Genomic DNA, 21,580 nt, shown 5'->3' with positions numbered 1-21,580 from the left:
CGTGCCGCCCTTCATCCGCACCCCGTCCGATCCGGACAGTTCCGGATTGCCCAGGCTGGCGGCCTCGTCCAAAGATCACGTTAGCATGAGAGCCGTTGACGAAACGCAAACCGAACATCCGAGATCGAGACCCATCCTGCCATGATCATGCCGATGACCATCGAGGCGGCCGAGACGCTGGCCCTGCGCGCGCTCGGCTTCCTGGCGGCGGAACCCGAGCGACTCGAGCCCTTTCTCGCGACCACGGGCCTCGGGCCGTCGACCTTGCGCGCCGCCGCATGCGAACCGGGCTTCCTCGCCGCCATCCTCGACCATCTCGCCGGCAGCGATTCGCTGCTGCTGGAGTTTGCCGGAAATTCAAGCCTGAATCCGGAAATCGTCGCGCGGGCCCGCGCCACGCTCTCCGGCGCGGGCTCCGGCGAGTTCCCTTGAACGCGGCAAGGAACACTGAAAGCCCCGGCGCGGCAGGCCGTGTCCTGTGCCGCGACTGCCTCGCCGACCGTGACGAGGCGGCCTCGCCCTTGCGCCGCTGCGCGACCTGCGGCTCGCCCCGCCTGCTGCGCCACGCCGAGCGCGACGCGCTCAGCCTCGCCCATATCGACTGCGACGCCTTCTACGCCGCGATCGAGAAGCGCGACGACCCGGGCCTCGCCGACAAGCCGCTGATTATCGGCGGCGGCAAGCGCGGCGTGGTCTCGACCGCCTGCTACATCGCCCGGACCTACGGCGTGCGCTCGGCGATGCCGATGTTCAAGGCGCTGAAGGCCTGCCCCGAGGCGATCGTCGTCAAACCCGACATGGCCAAATACGTCGCGGTCGGCCGGCAGGTCCGCGCCCTGATGCAGGAGCTGACGCCGCTGGTCGAGCCGATCTCGATCGACGAGGCGTTTCTCGACCTCGCCGGAACCGAGCTGCTGCATCACGCCAGTCCGGCGGTGACGCTGGCGCGCTTCGCGAGGCGCGTCGAAAGCGAGATCGGCATCACCGTCTCGGTCGGGCTGTCCTATGCCAAGTTCCTGGCCAAGGTGGCCTCCGACATGGACAAGCCGCGCGGCTTCTCGATCATCGGCCGGGCGGAGGCGGTCGCCTTCCTCTCCGGCAAGCCGGTCGGGCTGATCCCGGGCATCGGCCAGGCCAGCGCCGCCAGGCTCGCCGAATCCGGGTTCAGGCTGATCGGCGATCTGCGCGATGCGCCGGTCGAAAAGCTGTTCAGGCTCGCCGGCAAGGACGGGCCGCGCCTGAAGAACCTCGCCAACGGCATCGACGCGCGCCGTGTCACGCCCGAGCGCGAGACCAAGAGCGTCTCCAGCGAAACGACGCTCGACGTCGATCTGTCCAGCTTCGAGGCGCTGGAGCCGGTGCTGTGGCGACTCTGTGAGAAGACCTCGAAACGCCTGAAAGCCCAGCGGCTTGCGGGCCGGACCATCACCCTGAAACTGAAGACGGCGGAGTTCCATTCGATCACCCGCGCCGCGCGCCTGCCGGAGCCGACGCAGCTCGCCGCCAGGCTGTTCGCGGCCGGGCGGGACCTGCTGAGGCGAGAATGCACCGGCACGCGCTACCGGCTGATCGGAATCGGCGCGAGCGACTTCAGTCCGCCGGAGGACGCCGACCATGGCGACCTCGCCGATGTCGCCACGCCGCGCCTCAAGGCGATGGAAGGCGCTCTCGACAAGCTCCGCGCCCGCTTCGGCGACGACGCGATCGGCAAGGGCCTGAGCCTGCGCCAGCCGGAGCGGCGCGGCGGTTCGACGCCTACTTCGCGCAATCCTGAGCGGGAAGAAGATCGAGACGGGTGAGCGTGCCGCGCAGCGCGAAGGCGCCGTAATCGAGCTTCACCGCGCCGGTGACCCCGTTCTCGTAGAGCTCGAACGAGATCGTGTAGGTCGGCGTCGATTCGCCGGAACCGACCTTGAAATAGGAGATCGTCACCGGCCAGCGCGCGATCGTCTCGAACTCCGGCCGCTGCAGCGGCGTCTCGCTCGGCTTCGCCTCGATCCGCTTCCCGATGACGGAAAGCGTGTCGTAGACCTCCTTGCCGCTGTTGGCGCCGTCATAGAGCCTGACGTTCAGCGTGGTCTGTCCGGCCCGGGCGGCGGCGATCACCGCCTTCATCTGGGCGTTGGGAAAGAGCGCGTCGGCGGTTTCGCGATACGTCTCGGGCTTGGGCGCGCGCAGCTTGACCTCGTAGCCGCCATTGCCCTTCTCGGCCGTGCCGTCGACCACTTCGGCCGGTCCCTCTCCGCTGGAACTCTCGGTCTTGAAGCGGTAGCTCGCGCCGTCGCCGGCCTCGAAGCTGGTGGTGCGGGCGTCGATGACGCGCGGCCCGCTCTCGCTGGTGAGCTGCGTTACCTGCCGGAAGGACAGCGCATAGCCCTCGCAGGCGTCGCCGGTGAAATCGAAAGCGATGCGTCCCCTCGCCGCCTCGATGCTTTTGGACGGCTTGCTGGTGTCGAGCACGAGATCGTAGACCGCCTTGTGCGGCGTCAGCTTGACCGGGCCGCCGGACGAGGGCGCCTGCGCCGAAGCGGAAGAGGCGACGGTGAGGACCGCCAGGCTCCAGCTCGCGGCGAAGGCCGATGCGATTGATTTCATGTGCCGGCTGCTCCGCTGCGGGACTGATCGAATCTAGGTGCATCGCGGCAATGGCGCAAACATGGCGGCGCGACGGCCAGCCCGCGCGAAGGACGCAGGGCGCTCCTGCCGCGCGCGCCTTGCCGCCGCCCCGGCCATCGGCCATGAAAGCGGCAATCCTCTCGCCGCGGAGCTCAAGACCATGAACGCGATCGACACCAGACTTGCCGAACTCGGCATCGCCCTGCCCGCGCCCGCCGCCCCGATCGCGAACTACGTGCCCTATGTGATCACCGGCAACCTGCTGGTGATCTCGGGCCAGATCTGCTTCGGGCCCGACGGCAAGCTCTCCGACAGCCACAAGGGCAAGCTCGGGGGCGAAATCTTCAACGAGGCCGGGCTGGAGGCGGCCAGGCTCTGCGCGATCAACGTGCTGGCGCAGGCCAAGGCCGCGCTCGGCGGCGATCTTGGCCGGATCACGCGCTGCGTCAGGCTTGGCGGCTTCATCAACGCGACGCCGCATTTCGCCGCCCTGCCGGCGATCATGAACGGCGCGTCCGACCTGATGGTGCAGGTGCTCGGCGACAAGGGCCGCCATGCCCGCTCGACAGTCGGCGTCGCGGAGCTTCCGGCGGACGCCGCCGTCGAGGTCGAAGCGATCTTCGAGATCGCCTGATGGCGCACGAGGCGAAACCCGATCTCGGCTGGCTCGTCGCCCGCCCGATCGCCCATCGCGGCCTGCACGATCCGGCGGCTGGCGTCATCGAGAACAGCATGGCGGCGGCCGGGGCCGCGATCGCCGGCGGTTTCGGCATCGAATGCGACCTCCAGCTCAGCGCCGACGGCGAGGCGATGGTGTTTCACGACTTCGTGCTCGACCGGCTGACGGGCGAGACCGGCGCGGTCGCCGAGCGCAAGGCGCTGGCGCTGGCGGCGATTCCGCTCAAGGGCTGCAGCGACACGATCCCGACGCTGGAAACCTTTCTCGACCGGATCGCCGGGCGCGTGCCGCTGGTGATCGAGATCAAGAGCCGCTTCGACGGCGATCTGGCGCTGACGCGGCGCGCCGCCGAGATCGTCTTGCGCCGTCCCGGCCAGCCGATCGTGTTCAAGTCGTTCGATCCCGCGATCGTGACGGCGCTGCGCGAGATCGCGCCCGCGATCCCGCGCGGCGTCGTCGCGATGCTGGCCTATGATTACGGCGATTACGTCCATCTCGACGCCGGCCGGAAGCACGCGCTGGCGAACCTCCTGCATTTCGGCGAGAGCCGTCCGGATTTTCTGTCCTGGAAGGTCGCCGACCTGCCGTCCGCCGCGCCCTATCTCTGCCGCGAGGCGCTGGGCATGCCGGTGATGAGCTGGACGGTCCGGACGCCCGAGGATCGGAAGAAGGCGGACAGGCATGCCGACCAGATGGTCTTCGAGGGTTTCGTTCCTTGAGCGCTGAGCGGGACGGCGACCTCAGGGTGCGCGTCTCGACCTCGCTCAAGGCGATCCCCGCCGCCGACTGGAACGCCTGCGCCAATCCGCGCGCGCTTCGCGCCGCGACCTTGGCCGTCGCCGCGCCCGAGGCGGCGATCCCCGACGATCCGCTCTCGGCGCGCGACGAGGACAACCCCTTCGTCAGCCATGAATTCCTCGCCGCGCTCGAAGACAGCGGCTGCACCGGCGGGCGCAGCGGCTGGTCGCCGGCCTATCTCATGGTCGAGGATGCGGGCGGCCGGCTGCTCGCCTGCGCGCCGAGCTTCCTGAAGAGCCACAGCCAGGGCGAATACGTCTTCGACCATTCCTGGGCCGACGCATACCAGCGCGCCGGCGGGCGCTACTATCCAAAACTCCAGGTCGCCGCGCCGTTCACGCCGGCGACCGGCCCGCGCGTTCTGGTCGCGGAAGGCCCGCGCGAGGCGGAGGCGCGCGCGGCGCTGATCGCCGGGCTGGAGGCGCTCCGCGGCCAGACGCAGGCCTCCTCCGTCCATGTCACTTTCGCGCAGGAGCCGGATCTCGCGGCCCTGCTCGAAGCGGGATACCTCGAACGCAACGACCTGCAGTTCCATTGGCGCAACGACGGCTTCGCCAGCTATGACGACTTCCTGGCAATGCTCGCCTCGCGCAAGCGCAAGGCGCTGAAGCGCGAGCGGCGCGAGGCGCTGTCGGCCGGGATCACGGTCGAGGTGCTCAGCGGCTCCGACCTCACGGAGAGCGTCTGGGACGCCTTCCATTCCTTCTACGAGGACACTGGCTCACGGAAATGGGGCCGGCCCTATCTCAACCGCGCCTTCTTCTCGAAGGTTGGCGCGGCCATGGCCGAGCGCATCGTGCTGGTGATGGCCAAACGCGGGGGGCGCCATATCGCCGGCGCGATCAATTTTCGCGGCGCGAACACGCTCTATGGCCGCAACTGGGGTTGCGTCGAGGACCACCCCTTCCTGCATTTCGAGCTCTGCTACCATCGGGCGATCGACTATGCGATCGCGCACGGGCTTTCCCGCGTCGAGGCCGGCGCGCAGGGCGAGCACAAGCTCGCGCGCGGCTATCGCCCCGTGATCACCCGCTCGGCGCATCACCTCGCCGACCCCGGGCTCAGGCGCGCTGTCGCGGCCTATCTCGGGCAGGAACGGCGGGAGATTGCGCATGCTCAGGCCGCGCTCGCGGCCGAGAGCCCGTTCCGCAAGCGCGGCGGCGACCATGCCTGACGCCTTGGAGGCGCCTGTCTTCTGCGACGATGCGATGCTGGGCTACCGGCGCAGCCGCACCGCGTTCGAGCCCGGCGCGGCGCTTTCGCTCGACGAGACCTACCGGCTGGCGCATCTGCCGCTGGTCGCACCGGACCATCCGGGCGTGATTGCGAGACGCGAGGGCAAGGGTTACGAGTTCGGCCGGCACGCACGCATCTTCTCGCTCGTTTTGCCGGTCGACGATGCGGCCCTGCGCGGCGCGCCAACGTTCCGGATGCTGGAAGACGAACTCCGGGCCTCACCCTTCGCCCACAAGATCGCCTGGGACCTGCTGCCGCGTCGCGCCGACCGGCTGCACGCGACGATCTGCGGCTCGCTCGGCATCGGCGAAGCCCCTGCGATCACGGCGGAGCAGCGCCGGGCGCTGGCGGCGATCGGGCCCGTCGCGGTACAATTGCGCGGCCTGTTCTCGGGCAACATCAATCGCGGCCGGCTTTATTTGCGCGCCTATCCGCAGTTGCGCGACAGACAGAACCTGTTCCATGCGATCCAGGCGGCGATGGGCCGGCCGACGACCGATCTCTATCTCGTCGGGCTCTACAACCTGATCGACGATCTCAATGCGGCGGAGACAGCGGCGCTGGCGGAGTTGATCGAGCGGCACTGGGATACGCCGCTGCTTACCTGCGAGGCAGACGCGCTCCGGCTGCTGGGCTCCTGCGACGATCTCGTGCTCGATGCCGCTGTCGCCGGGACGCTGCCGTTGCATGCCGGGAGCGCCGGCCGCCCCTCCGAAAGCCAGCTTGACGACAGCGGCCGCCGCGCCACAGGCTGACGCCGCGCTTTGCCAAGCCACCGGATGACCCATGACAGCCCAGGCGCCCGCCTACGATTCCGCCAATGTCTTTGCGAAAATCCTGCGCGGCGAACTGCCGTCGCAGACCGTCTACGAGGATGACGAGACGCTGGCGATCATGGACATCATGCCGCGCGCGGACGGGCACGTGCTGGTGATCCCCAAGGCCGCCTGCCGCAACGTGCTCGACGCGCCGCCGGACGCGCTGAAGGCGGTCGCGCTGACGAGTCAGCGGCTGGCGCGGGCGGTGACGGCCGCTTTCAACGCAGACGGCGTCACCATCCAGCAGTTCAACGAGGCGGCGGGCGGGCAGGTCGTGTTCCACCTGCACGTCCATGTCATGCCGCGTCATGACGGCGTCAGCCTGCGGCCCCATACCGGCGCGATGGAGACGCCCGAGGTCCTTGCCGCCAACGCGACGAAGATCAGGATGGCGCTGGCCGGCGGCTGAGCGCTCAGTTCAGCAGCCAGATGCCGCCCATCAGCGCAGCCTCGCCGGCCAGCACGGCGAGCACGATGCGCCGCCGCCAGATCAGGATGGTCGTCAGCGTCACGCCAAGCGCGCCGACCCGCAGCCAGAGCGGCGCGACGGACAGCACGCCCGGCGGCGCGATGATCAGCTTGGCGACCACGCCGGCGAGCAGCGCCGTCGCGACCGCCCTGACCCAGTCGAGAACGGCTGAATCCGGGTCGATCCGGCGCGACAGCGCGACCGCGAGCCAGCGCCAGATCTCGGTCGGCAGGAAGGCGAACAGGATCAGGGCGGGATAGGGCCAGAGCGGGCCGTCGAGCCAGGCGATCGGCTGCGTCATGGCTGCACCATCAGGCTCGCACCGTCCGCCGCCGGCCGATCGCGAAGGCGATGCTGCCGCCGACGAGACCCGAGACGATCAGGTCGAAGCCGCCGCCGATGAAACGGTCCGCCACTGGCGCGAAGGCGAGGCCGAGCGCGATCGCGACGCCGTCGCGGCGATCGCGGCTGCCCGCGACCAGCGAGGTCAGGAAGAAGATCGGCGTCAGACACAAAAGCCCGGCGGCGAGCGCGACCGGCAGCGCCCCCAGCAGGTAATAGCCCGCGAAGGTGCCGATCGCGCTGACCGTCATGCAGGTCTGGCAGAAGGCGATGAAATAGACCACGCGCTGCGCCGGCGGCACATGCGGCAGCCGGCGCAGGCCCTCGGCCCAGCTGGTCACCGCGACGTAATGGGCCAGCACCAGTTGCATGCCGATGCCCTGCCCCGGCTGGCGCAGCAGCGGCAGGAGCGCGACGGTCATCGGCAGGAAGCGCAGCGAGGCGAAGGCGATGCCGATCGCGATCGCGCTCCAGGCCGCGCCGGCCGCGATGGAGGCGAAGAAGATCACCTGCGACGGGCCGGCCCAGACCAGGATGGTGGAGAGCACGGCGACATCGACGGGATAGCCCACGTCGCGCGCCAGCGAGCCGATGCCGACGAGGCCGAAGCCAACCATCCAGGCGGGAAAGGACAGCGCGTCGCGCATGCCGGCCAGCGCCACGCGCTGCCAGCCCCAATCCGCCCGCACCGTCATGAAGGATCTTGCATGCCTGTCAGCTCGCCAGCGAAAGCGGCCACGCGCGTCATGCGCCCGGCCACCCTGCTTCTAGCAAGCCAGTGGGCCTGAGCCGAGACGCGCGGCCGCTCGGGAGCCCTGCGCCGGCCGCAGGCACGAGCGCAGCCTAGCGGCCACCCTTCAGCACGATGCCGACGATCTCGGTGCCGAAATCGACGATCTCCTTGGGCACGCCGCCGACGGCCTTGATCCCGAGATAGACCAGATAGAGCAGCGCCGGCACGAAAATCCAGCCGAGGATCTCCTCGAACAGCTTGCGCCGGCGGCGGCGGCGGTCGCGCTTCTCCAACCAGCTCAGCCTGGTCTTGGGCGCGGGAGCGGCCGTTTCCGGCTGCGGCGCCTGCGACCACTGGGCCCGGGCTTTTCGTTTGAACCACACGGTCGATCAGGCTTTCGTCAGCGGAACCTTCGGGACCGACCGCAGCGACTTCGGCGGCTCGGCCGGTCCGCTCGCGACGGGCCTGCCGTCGCTGGTCGCGCCGCGCCGCGGCGGTCCCTTGGCCGCCTTCGCGCCCTCGGCGGCCCTGGCGCGGGGCTTGCGCTTCGCAGCCGCGGCGACGACGTCCTTCTCCGGCCTGGGCCGGACCGGCCCGTCGGGGAATTCGAGGCCGAGCACCTTGATGCCGGTCTCGCTCTGCACGACCACGACCTTGACCGTGCCGCCGCTCTTGAGCCGGCCGAACAGCACCTCGTCGGCGAGCGGCGTCTTGATCGTCTGCTGGATCAGGCGCGACATCGGCCTTGCGCCCATCGCCTCGTCATAGCCGTTCTCGACCAGCCATTCTCGGGCCTCGTCGGAGAGCTCGATCGTGACGTTGCGGTCGGCGAGCTGGGCTTCGAGCTGGAGCACGAACTTGTCGACGACGCGGGCCACCACCGTCCTGGGCAGATGGCCGAACGAGACCACCGCGTCGAGCCGGTTGCGGAATTCCGGCGCGAACAGCTTGTTGATCGCCTCGGTGTCGTCGCCCTCGCGCTTCTGGCGCGTGAAGCCATAGGCATTGCGGGCCATGTCGGCCGCGCCGGCATTGGTCGTCATGATCAGGATCGTGTTCCTGAAATCGACCTGCTTGCCGTTGTTGTCGGTCAGCTTGCCGTGGTCCATGACCTGCAGCAGGATGTTGAACAGGTCGGGATGGGCCTTCTCGATCTCGTCGAGGAGCAGCACCGAATGGGGGTGCTGGTCGACCTTGTCGGTCAAAAGCCCGCCCTGGTCGAAGCCGACATAGCCCGGAGGCGCGCCGATCAGCCGGGAGACGGTGTGGCGCTCCATGTATTCCGACATGTCGAAGCGGATCAGCTCGACGCCGAGCGACGAGGCGAGCTGGCGCGCGACCTCGGTCTTGCCGACGCCGGTCGGGCCGGCGAAGAGATAGCAGCCGATCGGCTTCTCGCCGTCGCGCAGGCCGGCGCGCGCCAGCTTGATCGAGGAGGACAGCGCCTCGATCGCCTTCTCCTGGCCGTAGACGCTGCGCTTCAGCGTGGTCTCGAGATTGCGCAGGACCTCGGCGTCGTCCTTGGAGACGGTCTTGGCCGGAATCCGCGCCATCGTCGCGATCGCGGCCTCGATCTCCTTGACGCCGATCGTCTTCTTGCGCCTGGCCTCGACCACCAGCATCTGCGAGGCGCCGGTCTCGTCGATCACGTCGATCGCCTTGTCGGGCAGCTTGCGGTCGTGGATGTAGCGCGCCGAGAGCTCGACCGCCGCCTTGATCGCGTCGTTGGTGTAGCGGAGCTTGTGGAATTCCTCGAAATAGGGCTTCAGCCCTTTCAGGATCTCGATCGTGTCGGGGATCGAGGGCTCGTTGACGTCGATCTTCTGGAAGCGCCGGACCAGCGCCCGGTCCTTCTCGAAATACTGCCGGTATTCCTTGTAGGTGGTCGAGCCGATGCAGCGCAGCCCGCCCGAGGCGAGCGCGGGCTTGAGCAGGTTCGAGGCGTCCATCGCGCCGCCCGAGGTCGCGCCCGCGCCGATCACCGTGTGGATCTCGTCGATGAACATGATCGCCTTGGGGTGGGCCTCGATCTCCTTCATCACCTGCTTCAGGCGTTCCTCGAAATCGCCGCGATAGCGCGTGCCGGCCAGCAGCGTGCCCATGTCGAGCGAGAAGACGGTCGCGTCCTCCAGCACCTCGGGCACCTCGCCGCGGATGATCTTCAGCGCCAGCCCCTCGGCGATCGCGGTCTTGCCGACGCCGGGATCGCCGACCAGCAGCGGGTTGTTCTTCTGGCGGCGGCAGAGGATCTGGATCGTGCGCTGGACCTCTGCCTCGCGGCCGATCAGCGGGTCGATGCGTCCGTCGCGGGCCTTGCGGTTGAGATTGACGCAATAAGCGTCGAGCGCGCTTTCCTTCTTCTTCTTGTCCTTGTCGGCGTCGTTGCCGCCCTGGTCGGCGGCGCGCTGGTCCCGGCTCTGCTCGGGCTCCTCCTCCTGCCCGCGCACGGGCCGCGATTCGCCCGCGCCCGGGCGCTTGGCGATGCCGTGGCTGATGTAGTTGACCGCGTCGTAGCGGGTCATGTCCTGCTCCTGCAGGAAGTAGGCGGCGTGGCTCTCGCGCTCGGCGAACATCGCGACGAGCACGTTGGCCCCCGTCACCTCCTCGCGGCCCGACGACTGGACATGGATCACGGCGCGCTGGATCACGCGCTGGAAACCGGCGGTGGGCTTGGAATCGCCGTGGCCGTCGGTGACGAGGTTGGTCAGCTCTGCGTCGATATAGTCGACGAGGTTGCGCCGGAGCGTGTCGAGATCGACGCTGCAGGCGCGCATCACGGCGGCGGCGTCCTGATCGTCGACCAGCGCCAGCAGCAGATGCTCCAGCGTGGCGTATTCGTGGTGGCGTTCGTTGGCGAGGGCGAGAGCCCGGTGAAGCGCCTGTTCGAGACTGCGCGAGAAACTCGGCACTGATTGCGCTCCTATAGTTCCTGAGAGGCCGTTCCAGCGGCCGAATCCGGGATCGTGATCCGCGACGCTACTTCTTTTCCATCACGCATTGCAGCGGATGCATGTGCTTGCGCGCAAGATCCATGACGAGCGTCACCTTGGTCTCGGCGACCTCGTAGGTGAAGACTCCGCACTCGCCGACGCCGTTCTGATGCACATGCATCATGATCTCGGTCGCTTGCGCGCGGTCCTTGTTGAAGAAGCGTTCCAGCACGTGAACGACGAACTCCATCGGGGTATAATCGTCGTTCAGCAGCAGGACGCGGTAGAGGTTGGGCTTGCGGGTCCGGGTGCGGGTCAGGACGGCGGTGCCCGCGCCCGCCCCGCCGTCGCCGGGTCGCTTGGGGCGATCGGCCATGCCGGTCGCGGGCCGGCGCGACAGCCGGTTCCGGCCGTGTGCGCCGGGTCCCGTCCGGTCCGTCGTCGCTGCTGAAGGTCTCAAGCTGAAGTCCCTGTCCGAACGACCGAGATAATGCGCCGCCGACGAATTTACAGACCTCTCGCCCGCTTCGCCAGTGCGTTTGACGGGTGATGCGACGCAAAGGCGGCCACATTCGGGCCAGCGTGCTTGACCCTGACCGTCCCCCGGACTTAAGCCCGACGGCCCCGTCCCCCGGACCCGAGCTCATGACCGCCATCGCCATCGTCACCATCGGCGCCGACCTCGCAAGACCCGTGCGCTTCGGCAACGGCCTGCCGCTGTCGCTCATCGCCGGGCCCTGCCAGATGGAAAGCCGCGACCATGCGCTCGAGATCGCGCTGTCGCTCCGCGAGACGGCCGACCGGCTCGGCATCGGGCTCGTCTTCAAGGCCTCCTTCGACAAGGCCAACCGGACCAGCGCCAAGGGCCAGCGCGGCATGGGGCTATCGGCCGCCCTGCCCGTCTTCGCCGAGATCCGCGAGCGCGCCGGACTGCCGGTGCTGACCGACGTGCACGACGCGGCCCAATGCGCGCCGGTGGCGGAAGTGGTCGACGTGCTGCAGATCCCGGCCTTTCTCTGCCGCCAGACCGACCTGCTCGTCGCGGCCGCGAAGACCGGCCGCGTCGTCAACGTCAAGAAGGGCCAGTTCCTGGCGCCATGGGACATGGTCAACGTCGCCGCCAAGGTCATCGAAAGCGGCAACCCCAACCTCATGCTGACCGAGCGCGGCGTCTCCTTCGGCTACAACACGCTGGTGTCCGACATGCGGGCGCTGCCGATCATGGCGGAGATCGGCGCGCCGGTGATCTTCGACGCCACCCATTCGGTGCAGCAGCCCGGCGGCAAGGGCGCGTCGACCGGCGGACAGCGCGAATTCGTCGCGGTGCTGGCGCGCGCCGCGGTCGCGGTCGGCGTCGCCGGCGTCTTCGTCGAGACCCATCCCGACCCTGACAACGCGCCCTCCGACGGCCCCAACATGGTGCCGCTGCGAGACCTCCCCGCGCTGATCGCGGAACTGCAAGGCTTCGATCGGCTTGCCAAGGCGCGCCCCGCGCCTACGCTGGCCTATGTCTGAGAGCCCGCCGGCAATCGTCCTGTCCGAGCCGCCGCCGCCGAAATCGCTTCGCCCGCTGATCCTGGTGCTCGGGGCCTGCGGCTTCGCCTCGACCTTCACCATGCGCATCGTCGACCCGCTGGTGCCGACGCTGGCGGCCGAGTTCGGCCGCACGATCGCTCAGGTCGCGGCGATGGCGACGGCCTTCTCCTTCGCCTACGCCATCGGCCAACCCTTTCTCGGGCCGATCGCCGATTCGGTCGGCAAGATCAGGACGATCGCGGCGAGCCTCACTTTGCTCGCCCTGCTTTCGGTCGCCGCCGCCTTCTCGGCGGGCTTCGACATGCTGACCGCGATCCGCGCCGCGACCGGGATCGTCGCCGGCGGCGTCATCCCCGTCGCCATGGCCGCGATCGGCGACCGCGCGCCGATGGCCGAGCGCCAGATCCTGCTCGGACGCTTCCTCGTGCTGATGATCGTCGGCCAGATGGCGGGCGCGGCCTGCTCAGGGCTGATCGCCGAGAATTTCGGCTGGCGCGGCGTCTTCGCGGCGGCCGGCGCGCTCTCGGGCTTTGCGGCGCTGCTGGTCATGCTGGTGCTCAAGCCGCGCCGGATCGCGGCGCGCGCGCCGCTCAGCTTCGGAGGGGCGCTGGCGAGCTATGCCGCCGTCTTCGCCAACCCGAGGACGAAGGTCCTTTACGCTTTGGTGATCGCCGAAGGCAGCCTGATCTTCGGCATGCCGCCTTATGTCGCGGCGATCCTGCGGGAGCGCGCCGGCATCGGGCCGTCCCTCGCCGGTCTCGTCATCGCCGGCAGCGGTCTCGGCGGCATCGTCTACGGCGTGCTGACGCGCATCCTGGTCGAGCGGATCGGGCCGTCGCGGATGACGGTCGGCGGCGGACTGCTGATGGCGTTCGGCTACGTGCTGTTCGCCCTGCCCTTCCTGCCCTGGTGGAGCGCGATCGGGCTCTTCGTCATGAACGGCTTCGGCTTCTTCCTGATGCACGGCACCTTCCAGGCGCAGGCGACGGAGCTCGCGCCCGGCGCGCGCGGCTCGGCGGTGGCGCTGTTCGCCTGCGCGCTCTTCGCCGGTCACGCCATCGGCCCGGTCGTGATGGGGCTGGCGCTGCATCTGCTCGGCACGACCGGCGCGATCCTGCTGTTCGGCGCAGGGATCGGCCTGCTCGGAGTGATGACGCCGCGCATCCTGCCGCTGGCGGGCTCGCGCACCTGAGGGCTCAGCGTCCGCGATAGGGCGCGACGCCCTGATCGGGCAGCCACAGACCCTTCGGCGGCTCCCCCGTCTGCCAGAAGACGTCGATCGGGATGCCGCCGCGCGGGTACCAGTAGCCGCCGATGCGGAGCCATTCCGGCTCAAGCAGTTCGACCAGCTTTTTGCCGATGCCGACGGTGCACTCCTCGTGGAAGGCGCCATGGTTGCGGAACGCGCCGAGATAGAGCTTCAGCGACTTGGACTCGACCAGCCATTCGCCCGGCAGATAGTCGATCACCAGGATGCCGAAATCGGGCTGGCCGGTGACCGGGCAGATCGAGGTGAACTCCGGACAGGTGAAGCGCGCGAGATAATGCGTGCCGGCATGAGGATTGGGCACGCGGTCGAGGCGCGCCTCCTCGGGCGAGGCGGGAAGCACGGTGGCGTGTCCGAGCTGAAGGGTCGAGGCGTCGAGGGTCATGGCGGAGGGTTCCAGCGCACCGCCCTCGCCCTGGGGAGCGGGCTCTTGCCCGCGTCTCGAAGGATGCTCCACAGCACGCTGGAACATCCTTCGAGACGCCGCTTTCGCGGCTCCTCGGGATGAGGGCTCAGGATGTTTGCGCGCCCCTTAGCGCTTTGGCCCTCCAAACGCCACCCGCCCCTTCCGTTGCGGGCCGCGCTTGGCTAGAAGCGCGCCATCCCTCCCGCCGTCCTCGCTCCGGAGCCTTCCATGACCGCGATCATCGACATCATCGGCCGCCAGATTCTCGATTCGCGCGGCAATCCGACCGTCGAGGTCGACGTGGTGCTCGAGGACGGCTCGATGGGCCGCGCGGCCGTGCCGTCTGGGGCCTCGACCGGCGCGCACGAGGCCGTCGAGCTGCGCGACGGCGACAGGAGCCGCTATCTCGGCAAGGGCGTGCTCAAGGCGGTCGAGGCCGTCAACGTCGCCATCGCCGAGGCGCTGGTCGCGATGGACGCCGAGGACCAGCCGGCGATCGACGCGGCGATGATCGCGCTCGACGGCACGCCCAACAAGAGCAGGCTCGGCGCCAACGCGATCCTCGGCGTCTCGCTCGCGGTCGCCAAGGCCGCCGCCGACGCGTCCGGCCTGCCGCTCTACCGCTATGTCGGCGGCGCCTCGGCCCGCGTGCTGCCGGTGCCGATGATGAACATCGTCAACGGCGGCGCGCATGCCGACAACCCGATCGACTTCCAGGAGTTCATGGTGATGCCGATCGGCGCGGACTCCTTCGCCGAGGGGCTGCGCATGGGCTCGGAGATCTTCCACACGCTGAAGAAGAAGCTGCACGACGCCGGCCACAACACCAATGTCGGGGACGAGGGCGGCTTCGCGCCCAACATCAAGTCGGCGGAAGCGGCGCTCGACTTCGTCATGCAGGCGATCGAGGCGGCCGGCTATCGGCCGGGCGAGGACATCGCGCTGGCGCTCGACTGCGCCGCGACCGAGTTCTTCAGGGACGGCGCCTATGTCTATGAGGGCGAACGCAAGAGCCGCGATCCCAAGGCGCAGGCGAAGTATCTCGCCAGGCTCGTCGGCAACTACCCGATCGTCTCGATCGAGGACGGCATGTCGGAGGACGACTGGGAGGGCTGGAAGGCGCTGACCGACCTCGTCGGCGGCAAATGCCAGCTCGTCGGCGACGATCTCTTCGTCACCAACGTCACGCGCCTGTCGCGCGGCATCAAGGAGAAGACGGCGAACTCGATCCTGGTCAAGGTCAACCAGATCGGCACGCTGACCGAGACGCTCGCCGCCGTCGAGATGGCGCAGCGCGCCGGCTACACCGCCGTGATGTCGCACCGTTCCGGCGAGACCGAGGACTCCACCATCGCGGACCTTTCGGTCGCGACGAATTGCGGGCAGATCAAGACCGGCTCGCTCGCCCGCTCCGACCGCACGGCCAAATACAACCAGTTGCTCCGCATCGAGGAGGAACTGGCCACCCAGGCCGTCTATGCCGGACGCGCCGCGCTGAAGGCCCTGGCCTGAGGCTTCACCAGCGCGGCAGCAGGCTCGTCGCCTGCGCCGCCGTCCAGGAGCCGGCCGCGCCGACAGCGCTCGCGGCTTCCGTGGCCAGACCGGCGGCGCGCGCCGCCGGCTCCGAGAGGACGCGACCGATCAGGCCCGGCGGTCGGGGCGCTTCGGGCGGCATGGCCGCCGCGGCCTCGGCGATGACGAGCGGCAAGCTGGCCGATCCGGTCCTCGCCCTGCCCTCGGCCCCGACCTTCTCGACGATCATCGTCCGGCGGGCCGGCGGCGGATCGGGCTGGACGACGCGCGCCGAGGGCCGCGGGTTGGCGGCCGCGGCAAGGATCCGCGGTTCGACGGGCGATGTCGTCCAGGCGATCGCGAGCGGCATGGCGAGGGCGGCAGGGGTCGCTGGTCCCGACGACGTGTCGAGCCGGGTCGGCTCCGGATGAACATCGAGTCGGGTCGCGAACTTCCCGTCGGCCGTCAGCGGGACCGACCATGAGGCCGCCGCGGCGGCGGCGGCGGAGGGCGTAGGCGCCGGCAGGATCGCATCCGGCAGGGCGAAGAAAGCCGCGGCGACCGCGGACGCGGCGATCGAGATCGCGACCCGGCCGCTGAAATCCCCGAGCATGCGGGTCGGCCTGGCGAAGGGGTGGGCGGCGGACATCGACGATCTTTCTCCTGTGATCGGCGCAGATGGTCCGCCGTGTCCGGCACGGACGAGGCGTGAAGACGGAGCAATTGTGGCGGTTGCCGCAGAATTGTTTCCGGGAGCCCGCGCTGCTTTTTCGCAAGTCCGCGTCCAGAGCATAACGGGCGCGTGATGCAGCGCAGCGGACGCGCGGGGGGCATGCGGCCCCACCTCTAACGAGCACGCCACGGCCGGCGCTATGCAATCTCATGCACTCCATCGCGCCTCTGTCCGACTCGGCCGCCGCGCGCGAGCGGCTGCGCTGGCGGCTGGCTTTCGGCGGCATGCTGTTCGCGATGCTGATCTTTGGCGCGAACTTCGTGGTCAGTCGCCATGCGGTGCTCAACGGCCTGACCTCGCATGATCTGCTGGCGCTGCGCTTCGCCACGGCCGGGCTGATCCTGCTGCCGAGCTTTTTGGCGGCGGGCGGTTTCAGGGATTGCGGCGGCGTCGGCTGGGGGCGCGGGCTGACGCTCGCCGTGATGAGCGGCCTGCCGATGAGCTGGCTGCTGCTGACCGGGCTGACCTACGCGCCGGCGGCGCATGGCGCGGTGATCGGACCCGGCACGGTGACGGTGATCGGCATCATCGGCGGCGTGGTGCTGTTCGGCGCCGCTCTCACCCGACAGCTCCTGCTCGGAATTGGCGCGGTGCTGGTCGGGCTGGTCTGCCTCGGCATCGCCGGCACGACGCACACCAATCCGACGATCCTGCTCGGCGATCTCTACTTCCTCGGCGTCGGGCTGATCTGGGGAGGCTACCCGCTGTTGATCCAGCTCTGGGGCGTCGACGCGCTGAAGGCGACCACGGTCGTCTCGGTGCTGTCGATGATCTACCTGCCGCTCTACGCGGTGTTCTTCTTTCGCGGTTTCGACATCGCGCCCTGGTGGGTTATCCTGGCGCATGCGATCAACCAGGGCGTCCTCAACGTCATCGTGGGCCTGTGGATCTGGAGCTGGGCGACGCGGGTGCTGGGGCCCGCCGCGGTCGGGCGCTTCCCGCCGACCATTCCCGTCGTCGGCACGCTGCTCGCGATCCCCGTGCTGGGCGAAATCCCGACCGGCCTGCAGATCGCCGGCATCGCGCTGATCATCGGCGGCCTGTTCGTCGCCTCCTGGCGGCGCTCAGCGCGCGCGGCGATTGAGCCGCATCAAGGTGAGGTTCCAGCCGATACAGATGGCGAGGCCGAGCCCGAGCGCCGCGCCTGAGCCGAGCGCCACGGCGCCGGCATGGACGAAGCCGAGCGCCAGCCCGAAACCCATCAGCCCGAGCGCGCCATTGGCGATGATCGCCGCCGTCGCCGGGCCGCCGATGCGCGGCTGCAGCATCGCGATCAGGCTCGACAGCACGATCGGGAAGGCCGCGAGCACGCCCGACCAGCCGGCCCCGACATGGCCGCTGATCGTTGTGACCGTACCGGCGAGAAGCGCGACGCAAGCCGCCCGCAGCGGGATCGCATACCAGGGCCGCCCCGGCGGATTGAGCGGCCGGGTCGCGAGGTAGGGCCGGAACAGCCGGTGCAGGAGCGCGTAGACGAGGATCGTCGCAGCCAGCATGACGACGAAAGGCGGCTCGACCGCGCGCAGTCCCGTGACGATGGCGAACCAGACCGCGAGCGCGCATCCGAGGCTCGCGATCGTGCCGAGACGCTGCGCCAGCAGCACATAGACGAGCGACAGCCCGGCATTGGCGAGATTGGAGCCCATGCTGCCAAGCGCACCCGCGGCGATGAAGCCCGGATCATGCTCCAGCGCGAGGAAGACGTAGACCGGCCCCGCCGAGATCGGCAGCGTCGCGATCATCGCCGCCAGCATCGGCCCGCCGCGCTCGGCCAGCAGCGAGCAGCTGACGACGACGCCGGCCGCCACCGCCATCTTGAGCAGGAGCAGCCAGAGCCAGGGGTCGCTCACGCGGCTTCGCCGGCTGTCTCACCTCTGGCCCAGGCCTCTTTCGTCTCGGCGACGAAACCGGCCATCCGGCCGGCGGCGATGGCGGCGCGCAGGCCCGCCATCAGCTCCTGGTAATAGGCGAGGTTGACCCAGGTCAGCAGCATCTTGCCGAGCATCTCGTCGGCCTTGACCAGATGGTGCAGATAGGCGCGGGCATAGCCGTTCGCCGCCGGGCAGGACGAGCGCTCGTCGATCGGGCGCGGATCGTCGGCGTGCCTGGCGTTCTTCAGGTTCATCCGGCCGAAGCGGGTGAAAATCTGGCCGTGGCGGCCGGCCCGCGTCGGCATCACGCAGTCGAACATGTCGATGCCGCGCGAGACCGCCTCGACGAGGTCCTCCGGCGTGCCGACGCCCATCAGGTAGCGCGGCTTTCCCTCCGGCAGCTCGGGCGCGACGATGTCGATCATCGCCAGCATCACGTCCTGCGGCTCGCCGACCGCCAGGCCGCCGATGGCGTAGCCCTTGAGGTCCATGGCGACGAGCGCGCGCGCGCTCTCGATCCGGAGCGCCGGCACGCTGCCGCCCTGCACGATGCCGAACAGCGCCCGCCCCGGCTGCGCGCCGAAGGCCGTCTTGCAGCGCTCCGCCCAGCGCAGCGACAGCCGCATCGCCTTCTCGGCGACGGCGTCCTCGCAGGGCAGCGAGACGCATTCGTCGAGCTGCATGACGATGTCGGAGCCGAGCAGGTTCTGGATCTCGACCGAGCGCTCGGGGCTGAGCATGTGCCGCGAGCCGTCGATATGTGACCGGAAGGTGACGCCCTCCTCGGTCAGCTTGCGCAGATTGGCCAGCGACATCACCTGGAAGCCGCCTGAGTCGGTCAGGATCGGATGCGGCCAGTTCATGAATCCGTGAAGGCCGCCGAGCCCCGCGATCCGCTCCGCTCCCGGCCGCAGCATCAGGTGGTAGGTGTTGCCGAGCACGACATCGGCGCCGAGCGCCTTGACCTGCTCGGGATACATGCCCTTGACGGTCGCGGCCGTCCCCACCGGCATGAAGGCCGGCGTCCGGATGACGCCGCGCGGCATCCTGATCTCGCCGGCGCGGGCGGCCCCGTCGCGGCCGAGCAGATGAAAGCTGAATTCGGTGGTCATGCTGGCGAGGTAGCGCACCGGACGCGCGCGCGAAAGAGCGGCCGGCGCGGTGGCGCCCATGCCGGCGCCGCAGGCAGGGCTTCAGCCGGCGAAGGCGGCCGCATAAAGCTCCGGCTTGAAGCCGACCAGCCGGCGCTTGCCGAGATCGAGCACCGGGCGCTTGATCAGCGAGGGCTGCGCCAGCATCAGAGCGATCGCCTTGTCGGCGTCGAGGCCGGCCTTGTCGGCGTCCGGCAGCGCGCGGAAGGTCGTGCCGGCCCGGTTCAGAACCGTTTCCCAGCCATGCTCGGCGACCCAGCCGGCGAGCGTCGCGCGGTCGATGCCGGAGGCCTTGTAGTCGTGGAAGACGTAGGCGACGCCCTGCCCGTCGAGCCAGAGGCGGGCCTTCTTCATCGTGTCGCAGGTCTTGATGCCGTGGATCGTGATCGTCATAGGGACTGCATCCGGAAGGTGGCGGGCCTCGTCTCAGCTTCGCATGACGACCGGCACGCCGATCAGCAGCGGGTGCAGCCAGAGCACGGTGGCGGCATAGACGGCAAGCCCCGCCACGATCGCGACAACGTCGCGCCGGCCGAAGGCGGGCCTGCCCATCGCCGCGAGCCTGGCGATCTCCTCGGGCCGGCGCTTGGCCGAAATCCGCGCCAGCACGGCCCAGGCGAGAAACCCGCCGAACAGCAGCATGCCGCCGAGATCGCCATTGGCCAGCAGATGCGCGCTCGCCCACAGCTTCACCGCCAGCAGCATCGGATGCTTGGTGACGCCGAGAAGCCAGCTCGGCCTTCCGCCGACAGCGAGAAGGATGAAGACCGGCAGGTTGATGAGCAGCGCGAGATGGCGCGTCCAGGCGGGCGGATTCCAGACATTGATCCAGCCGCCCGCGCGATAGACGCCGAAGCCGTAGGCGATCAGGACGAGCCCGATCAGCGCGACCGCCGAATGGACGCCCTTGTAGCCGCCCTCGCCCAGCCGAGCGATCAACGCCGCGCGCGGCCGGCGCATGATCGTGAAGACGTGAGCGCCGAGGAAGAGCGCGAGGCCGAGGATGAGGAGCGTCATGGCTGGTCTCGCCGCGGCGTCTGGGCCGTGGCCTGTTCTTAGAGGAAAGACAAGGTCGCCGCAGGAAAATCGGCTCGGCAGCATTTCGATCGCTTATTCCGCATCGTCGCGTGCGGACGGGTCTCCCGATCGATCATGGAGATTTGCCATGGCCCGTTTTCAGTCGGCGAGCCGCCAGCGTCCGATCTCTTCGTGCCGGGACTGACCGATGAAACCGCGGATCGGAACGAAACCGCGGACCTGCGAGATGGATCATCGCGTCATTCTAGAACAAAACAAAAGCATTATAACCGACTTCGCGCTGCGGATCGCCGCTGCCGCCGTGGCGCTCCCATGGTGAACCTGGACCATAGCGCATCCTTCCAGCCCGCGCGAAAAGTCTGCACCATCAAAGCCCGGGATCATGCATCTAGACGCGCTTCTTTTCGCTTTTGATCGATTTGGAAATTCATTGGCGGATCAAATGCGGCCGTTAGTTTTGAGCGCTGTCACTGGCCATTTGCACTTTCATGTAGGCGCGCTCGCCTGCACATAGCTTCCAGGCGGGAGAAGCTACTTCAACTTTTCCCAGCTTCGTCCGCCAGCCAGGTGTGAAGCACCCGTATGCGCGGGAACTGCGCCCGCTCGCGCGGATAGGTCAGAAAATACGCTGTCTCGGTTTCGATCACGAGATCATTGGCGACGACGAGGCGGCCGGACCGGAGATCCTCGGTAATGAAGGCCAACTGCGCGATGGCGAAGCCCAAGCCGTCGATCGCACCCTGATAGGTCAGGCCAGAGTTCTCGAAGATCAGCAGGCGCTCCAACTTGACGCCGGGCAGGCCCGCCGCAGCGAACCAACGCCCCCAGTCGTCGGGGCGGCGGAACGAGTGCAGCAGGGGCTGCTCCGCCAGACGCGCAGCCGGAATCGACCCTTTGCCGTCACTTGCCTCGGCTGACAGTTTGGGGCTGCAAACCGTTACAAGCCGTTCTCCGAACAGGCGCTGGCCCTCAAGGCCGCGCCGGATCGATTCGCCCCAATAAATCGCCGCGTCGATCTGGTCACGCTCGAAATCGACCGGATCGTGGGAGGTGGTGACCTGTACGGAATAGGTCGGATTGCGGGCATGGAAGCTGCCAAGTCGTGGGACGAACCATCTGATGGCGCAGGTCGGCGGCAGCTTGATGCGCAGCACCTTGTCATTGGCTCCGGCCGAAACCGTCTCCGCCGCATAGGCGATGCGCTCCAAAGCTGGCCCGATCTCGCGCAGGAAGAATTCGCCGGAACTCGTCAGCTCGACCTTGCGATGCAGCCGGTCGAACAGCTTGACGCCGAGAACCTCCTCCAGCGTGACGATATGTCGGCTGATGGCCCCGGGCGTGACGTTGAGCTCATCGCTCGCAGCCGTGAAGCTTAAACAGCGAGCCGCCGCATCGAAAGCGCGGATGGCATTGAGCGGCGGCAGGCGCCTAGCGTGACCCATGAT

The 21,580-nt window shown here is 68.7% G+C and carries 24 protein-coding genes; 11 read left to right on the top strand and 13 right to left on the bottom strand.

Features of this window, described 5'->3' with window-relative positions; translation table 11 throughout:
• Positions 1–153: 153 nt before the first annotated feature.
• Positions 154–432 carry a DUF3572 domain-containing protein gene (locus AC1RRW_RS03195; protein WP_492899087.1) on the top strand — a complete coding sequence of 93 codons (279 nt, stop codon included), beginning with the start codon at positions 154–156 and terminating at the stop codon, positions 430–432.
• Complete coding sequence (locus AC1RRW_RS03190; RefSeq protein WP_492899086.1) at positions 429–1,799, top strand: DNA polymerase IV; 1,371 nt, start codon at positions 429–431, stop codon at positions 1,797–1,799. Before AC1RRW_RS03195 ends, AC1RRW_RS03190 begins: the two co-directional genes overlap by 4 nt.
• Here AC1RRW_RS03190 and AC1RRW_RS03185 read toward each other — a convergent pair.
• Entirely contained in the window at positions 1,756–2,595 is an 840-nt protein-coding gene (locus AC1RRW_RS03185) for a cell envelope integrity EipB family protein (RefSeq protein WP_492899085.1), read from the bottom strand. The two genes, AC1RRW_RS03190 and AC1RRW_RS03185, sit on opposite strands and share 44 nt — an antisense overlap.
• Positions 2,596–2,776: 181 nt before the next feature.
• On the opposite strand from AC1RRW_RS03185, the gene AC1RRW_RS03180 reads away from it, so the two are divergent.
• Genes AC1RRW_RS03180 through AC1RRW_RS03160 form a run of 5 tightly spaced genes read left to right on the top strand, consistent with a single transcriptional unit; the run spans position 2,777 to position 6,556 of the window.
• The gene (locus tag AC1RRW_RS03180) at positions 2,777–3,250 is read left to right on the top strand and encodes a RidA family protein (RefSeq protein WP_492899084.1); all 474 of its coding nucleotides are present in this window, start codon (positions 2,777–2,779) and stop codon (positions 3,248–3,250) included.
• A complete protein-coding gene (locus AC1RRW_RS03175) occupies positions 3,250–4,014 on the top strand; it encodes a glycerophosphodiester phosphodiesterase family protein (protein WP_492899083.1) in 765 nt (254 codons plus the stop codon). Before AC1RRW_RS03180 ends, AC1RRW_RS03175 begins: the two co-directional genes overlap by 1 nt.
• Positions 4,011–5,267 (top strand): GNAT family N-acetyltransferase, encoded by a 1,257-nt coding sequence (locus AC1RRW_RS03170; RefSeq protein WP_492899082.1) that lies wholly within the window; start codon positions 4,011–4,013, stop codon positions 5,265–5,267. The genes AC1RRW_RS03175 and AC1RRW_RS03170 overlap by 4 nt, the downstream gene beginning before the upstream one ends.
• Positions 5,260–6,084, top strand: coding sequence for a hypothetical protein (locus tag AC1RRW_RS03165; RefSeq protein ID WP_492899081.1), 825 nt, complete (start codon positions 5,260–5,262; stop codon positions 6,082–6,084). The genes AC1RRW_RS03170 and AC1RRW_RS03165 overlap by 8 nt, the downstream gene beginning before the upstream one ends.
• Before the next feature lie 31 nt (positions 6,085–6,115).
• Positions 6,116–6,556: an HIT family protein gene (locus AC1RRW_RS03160; RefSeq protein ID WP_492899080.1), complete on the top strand. Its 441-nt coding sequence runs from the start codon at positions 6,116–6,118 to the stop codon at positions 6,554–6,556.
• A 4-nt stretch (positions 6,557–6,560) separates the two neighbouring features.
• Here AC1RRW_RS03160 and AC1RRW_RS03155 read toward each other — a convergent pair whose 3' ends face one another.
• The 5 genes from AC1RRW_RS03155 to clpS form a co-directional block, all read right to left on the bottom strand.
• Positions 6,561–6,917, bottom strand: coding sequence for an AzlD domain-containing protein (locus AC1RRW_RS03155; RefSeq protein ID WP_492899079.1), 357 nt, complete (start codon positions 6,915–6,917; stop codon positions 6,561–6,563).
• A gap of 10 nt (positions 6,918–6,927) precedes the next feature.
• On the bottom strand, positions 6,928–7,653 hold the full coding sequence (locus AC1RRW_RS03150; protein ID WP_492899078.1) for an AzlC family ABC transporter permease: 726 nt from the start codon (positions 7,651–7,653) through the stop codon (positions 6,928–6,930).
• 148 nt (positions 7,654–7,801) lie between these two features.
• Entirely contained in the window at positions 7,802–8,074 is a 273-nt protein-coding gene (locus tag AC1RRW_RS03145) for a hypothetical protein (RefSeq protein WP_492899077.1), read from the bottom strand.
• Positions 8,075–8,080: 6 nt separating this feature from the next.
• Positions 8,081–10,600, bottom strand: a complete 2,520-nt coding sequence (gene clpA, locus AC1RRW_RS03140; RefSeq protein ID WP_492899076.1) for an ATP-dependent Clp protease ATP-binding subunit ClpA — start codon at positions 10,598–10,600, stop codon at positions 8,081–8,083.
• A 67-nt stretch (positions 10,601–10,667) separates the two neighbouring features.
• Positions 10,668–10,997, bottom strand: coding sequence for an ATP-dependent Clp protease adapter ClpS (gene clpS, locus AC1RRW_RS03135; protein ID WP_492899075.1), 330 nt, complete (start codon positions 10,995–10,997; stop codon positions 10,668–10,670).
• 269 nt (positions 10,998–11,266) lie between these two features.
• On the opposite strand from clpS, the gene kdsA reads away from it, so the two are divergent.
• Both kdsA and AC1RRW_RS03125 read left to right on the top strand, forming a co-directional pair.
• The gene (gene kdsA / locus AC1RRW_RS03130) at positions 11,267–12,136 is read left to right on the top strand and encodes a 3-deoxy-8-phosphooctulonate synthase (RefSeq protein WP_492899074.1); all 870 of its coding nucleotides are present in this window, start codon (positions 11,267–11,269) and stop codon (positions 12,134–12,136) included.
• The gene (locus tag AC1RRW_RS03125; protein WP_492899073.1) at positions 12,129–13,349 is read left to right on the top strand and encodes an MFS transporter; all 1,221 of its coding nucleotides are present in this window, start codon (positions 12,129–12,131) and stop codon (positions 13,347–13,349) included. Before kdsA ends, AC1RRW_RS03125 begins: the two co-directional genes overlap by 8 nt.
• Positions 13,350–13,353: 4 nt before the next feature.
• Here AC1RRW_RS03125 and queF read toward each other — a convergent pair whose 3' ends face one another.
• A complete protein-coding gene (gene queF / locus AC1RRW_RS03120) occupies positions 13,354–13,809 on the bottom strand; it encodes a preQ(1) synthase (protein WP_492899072.1) in 456 nt (151 codons plus the stop codon).
• A gap of 249 nt (positions 13,810–14,058) precedes the next feature.
• On the opposite strand from queF, the gene eno reads away from it, so the two are divergent.
• The gene (gene eno / locus AC1RRW_RS03115; protein WP_492899071.1) at positions 14,059–15,342 is read left to right on the top strand and encodes a phosphopyruvate hydratase; all 1,284 of its coding nucleotides are present in this window, start codon (positions 14,059–14,061) and stop codon (positions 15,340–15,342) included.
• A 4-nt stretch (positions 15,343–15,346) separates the two neighbouring features.
• Here eno and AC1RRW_RS03110 read toward each other — a convergent pair whose 3' ends face one another.
• Positions 15,347–15,991 (bottom strand): hypothetical protein, encoded by a 645-nt coding sequence (locus tag AC1RRW_RS03110; RefSeq protein WP_492899070.1) that lies wholly within the window; start codon positions 15,989–15,991, stop codon positions 15,347–15,349.
• A 233-nt stretch (positions 15,992–16,224) separates the two neighbouring features.
• Here AC1RRW_RS03110 and AC1RRW_RS03105 point away from each other — a divergent pair, with 233 nt between their 5' ends.
• Complete coding sequence (locus AC1RRW_RS03105; protein ID WP_492899069.1) at positions 16,225–17,223, top strand: DMT family transporter; 999 nt, start codon at positions 16,225–16,227, stop codon at positions 17,221–17,223.
• Here the strand turns inward: AC1RRW_RS03105 and AC1RRW_RS03100 are convergent.
• From AC1RRW_RS03100 to AC1RRW_RS03080, 5 genes are all read right to left on the bottom strand, one after another.
• The gene (locus tag AC1RRW_RS03100; RefSeq protein WP_492899068.1) at positions 17,140–17,925 is read right to left on the bottom strand and encodes a hypothetical protein; all 786 of its coding nucleotides are present in this window, start codon (positions 17,923–17,925) and stop codon (positions 17,140–17,142) included. The two genes, AC1RRW_RS03105 and AC1RRW_RS03100, sit on opposite strands and share 84 nt — an antisense overlap.
• Positions 17,922–19,058, bottom strand: a complete 1,137-nt coding sequence (gene tgt, locus AC1RRW_RS03095) for a tRNA guanosine(34) transglycosylase Tgt (RefSeq protein WP_492899392.1) — start codon at positions 19,056–19,058, stop codon at positions 17,922–17,924. The genes AC1RRW_RS03100 and tgt overlap by 4 nt, the downstream gene beginning before the upstream one ends.
• Before the next feature lie 81 nt (positions 19,059–19,139).
• On the bottom strand, positions 19,140–19,490 hold the full coding sequence (locus tag AC1RRW_RS03090; protein WP_492899067.1) for an ArsC family reductase: 351 nt from the start codon (positions 19,488–19,490) through the stop codon (positions 19,140–19,142).
• A gap of 33 nt (positions 19,491–19,523) precedes the next feature.
• Positions 19,524–20,114, bottom strand: a complete 591-nt coding sequence (locus AC1RRW_RS03085; protein ID WP_492899066.1) for an NnrU family protein — start codon at positions 20,112–20,114, stop codon at positions 19,524–19,526.
• A 557-nt stretch (positions 20,115–20,671) separates the two neighbouring features.
• Positions 20,672–21,577: a LysR substrate-binding domain-containing protein gene (locus tag AC1RRW_RS03080; protein ID WP_492899065.1), complete on the bottom strand. Its 906-nt coding sequence runs from the start codon at positions 21,575–21,577 to the stop codon at positions 20,672–20,674.
• Between the last annotated feature and the right edge of the window lie 3 nt (positions 21,578–21,580).

Source organism: Allobosea sp. GW821-FHT12C12 (genome assembly GCF_058807355.1).
The sequence above is the reverse complement of the archived record's forward strand: the minus strand, read 5'-3'. Positions and strand labels throughout refer to the sequence as shown.

What these genes read in the sequence shown, in the direction of transcription:
- AC1RRW_RS03160 (WP_492899080.1), top strand. Translation starts at nt 6,116, where the DNA reads ATGACAGCCCAGGCGCCCGCCTACGATTCCGCCAATGTCTTTGCGAAA.
- AC1RRW_RS03105 (WP_492899069.1), top strand. Translation starts at nt 16,225, where the DNA reads ATGCACTCCATCGCGCCTCTGTCCGACTCGGCCGCCGCGCGCGAGCGG.
- eno (WP_492899071.1), top strand. Translation starts at nt 14,059, where the DNA reads ATGACCGCGATCATCGACATCATCGGCCGCCAGATTCTCGATTCGCGC.
- kdsA (WP_492899074.1), top strand. Translation starts at nt 11,267, where the DNA reads ATGACCGCCATCGCCATCGTCACCATCGGCGCCGACCTCGCAAGACCC.
- AC1RRW_RS03080 (WP_492899065.1), bottom strand. Translation starts at nt 21,577, where the DNA reads ATGGGTCACGCTAGGCGCCTGCCGCCGCTCAATGCCATCCGCGCTTTC.
- AC1RRW_RS03125 (WP_492899073.1), top strand. Translation starts at nt 12,129, where the DNA reads ATGTCTGAGAGCCCGCCGGCAATCGTCCTGTCCGAGCCGCCGCCGCCG.
- AC1RRW_RS03175 (WP_492899083.1), top strand. Translation starts at nt 3,250, where the DNA reads ATGGCGCACGAGGCGAAACCCGATCTCGGCTGGCTCGTCGCCCGCCCG.
- AC1RRW_RS03085 (WP_492899066.1), bottom strand. Translation starts at nt 20,114, where the DNA reads ATGACGCTCCTCATCCTCGGCCTCGCGCTCTTCCTCGGCGCTCACGTC.
- AC1RRW_RS03155 (WP_492899079.1), bottom strand. Translation starts at nt 6,917, where the DNA reads ATGACGCAGCCGATCGCCTGGCTCGACGGCCCGCTCTGGCCCTATCCC.
- queF (WP_492899072.1), bottom strand. Translation starts at nt 13,809, where the DNA reads ATGACCCTCGACGCCTCGACCCTTCAGCTCGGACACGCCACCGTGCTT.
- AC1RRW_RS03090 (WP_492899067.1), bottom strand. Translation starts at nt 19,490, where the DNA reads ATGACGATCACGATCCACGGCATCAAGACCTGCGACACGATGAAGAAG.
- clpS (WP_492899075.1), bottom strand. Translation starts at nt 10,997, where the DNA reads ATGGCCGATCGCCCCAAGCGACCCGGCGACGGCGGGGCGGGCGCGGGC.
- AC1RRW_RS03165 (WP_492899081.1), top strand. Translation starts at nt 5,260, where the DNA reads ATGCCTGACGCCTTGGAGGCGCCTGTCTTCTGCGACGATGCGATGCTG.
- tgt (WP_492899392.1), bottom strand. Translation starts at nt 19,058, where the DNA reads ATGACCACCGAATTCAGCTTTCATCTGCTCGGCCGCGACGGGGCCGCC.
- AC1RRW_RS03110 (WP_492899070.1), bottom strand. Translation starts at nt 15,991, where the DNA reads ATGTCCGCCGCCCACCCCTTCGCCAGGCCGACCCGCATGCTCGGGGAT.
- AC1RRW_RS03180 (WP_492899084.1), top strand. Translation starts at nt 2,777, where the DNA reads ATGAACGCGATCGACACCAGACTTGCCGAACTCGGCATCGCCCTGCCC.
- AC1RRW_RS03195 (WP_492899087.1), top strand. Translation starts at nt 154, where the DNA reads ATGACCATCGAGGCGGCCGAGACGCTGGCCCTGCGCGCGCTCGGCTTC.
- AC1RRW_RS03150 (WP_492899078.1), bottom strand. Translation starts at nt 7,653, where the DNA reads ATGACGGTGCGGGCGGATTGGGGCTGGCAGCGCGTGGCGCTGGCCGGC.
- AC1RRW_RS03185 (WP_492899085.1), bottom strand. Translation starts at nt 2,595, where the DNA reads ATGAAATCAATCGCATCGGCCTTCGCCGCGAGCTGGAGCCTGGCGGTC.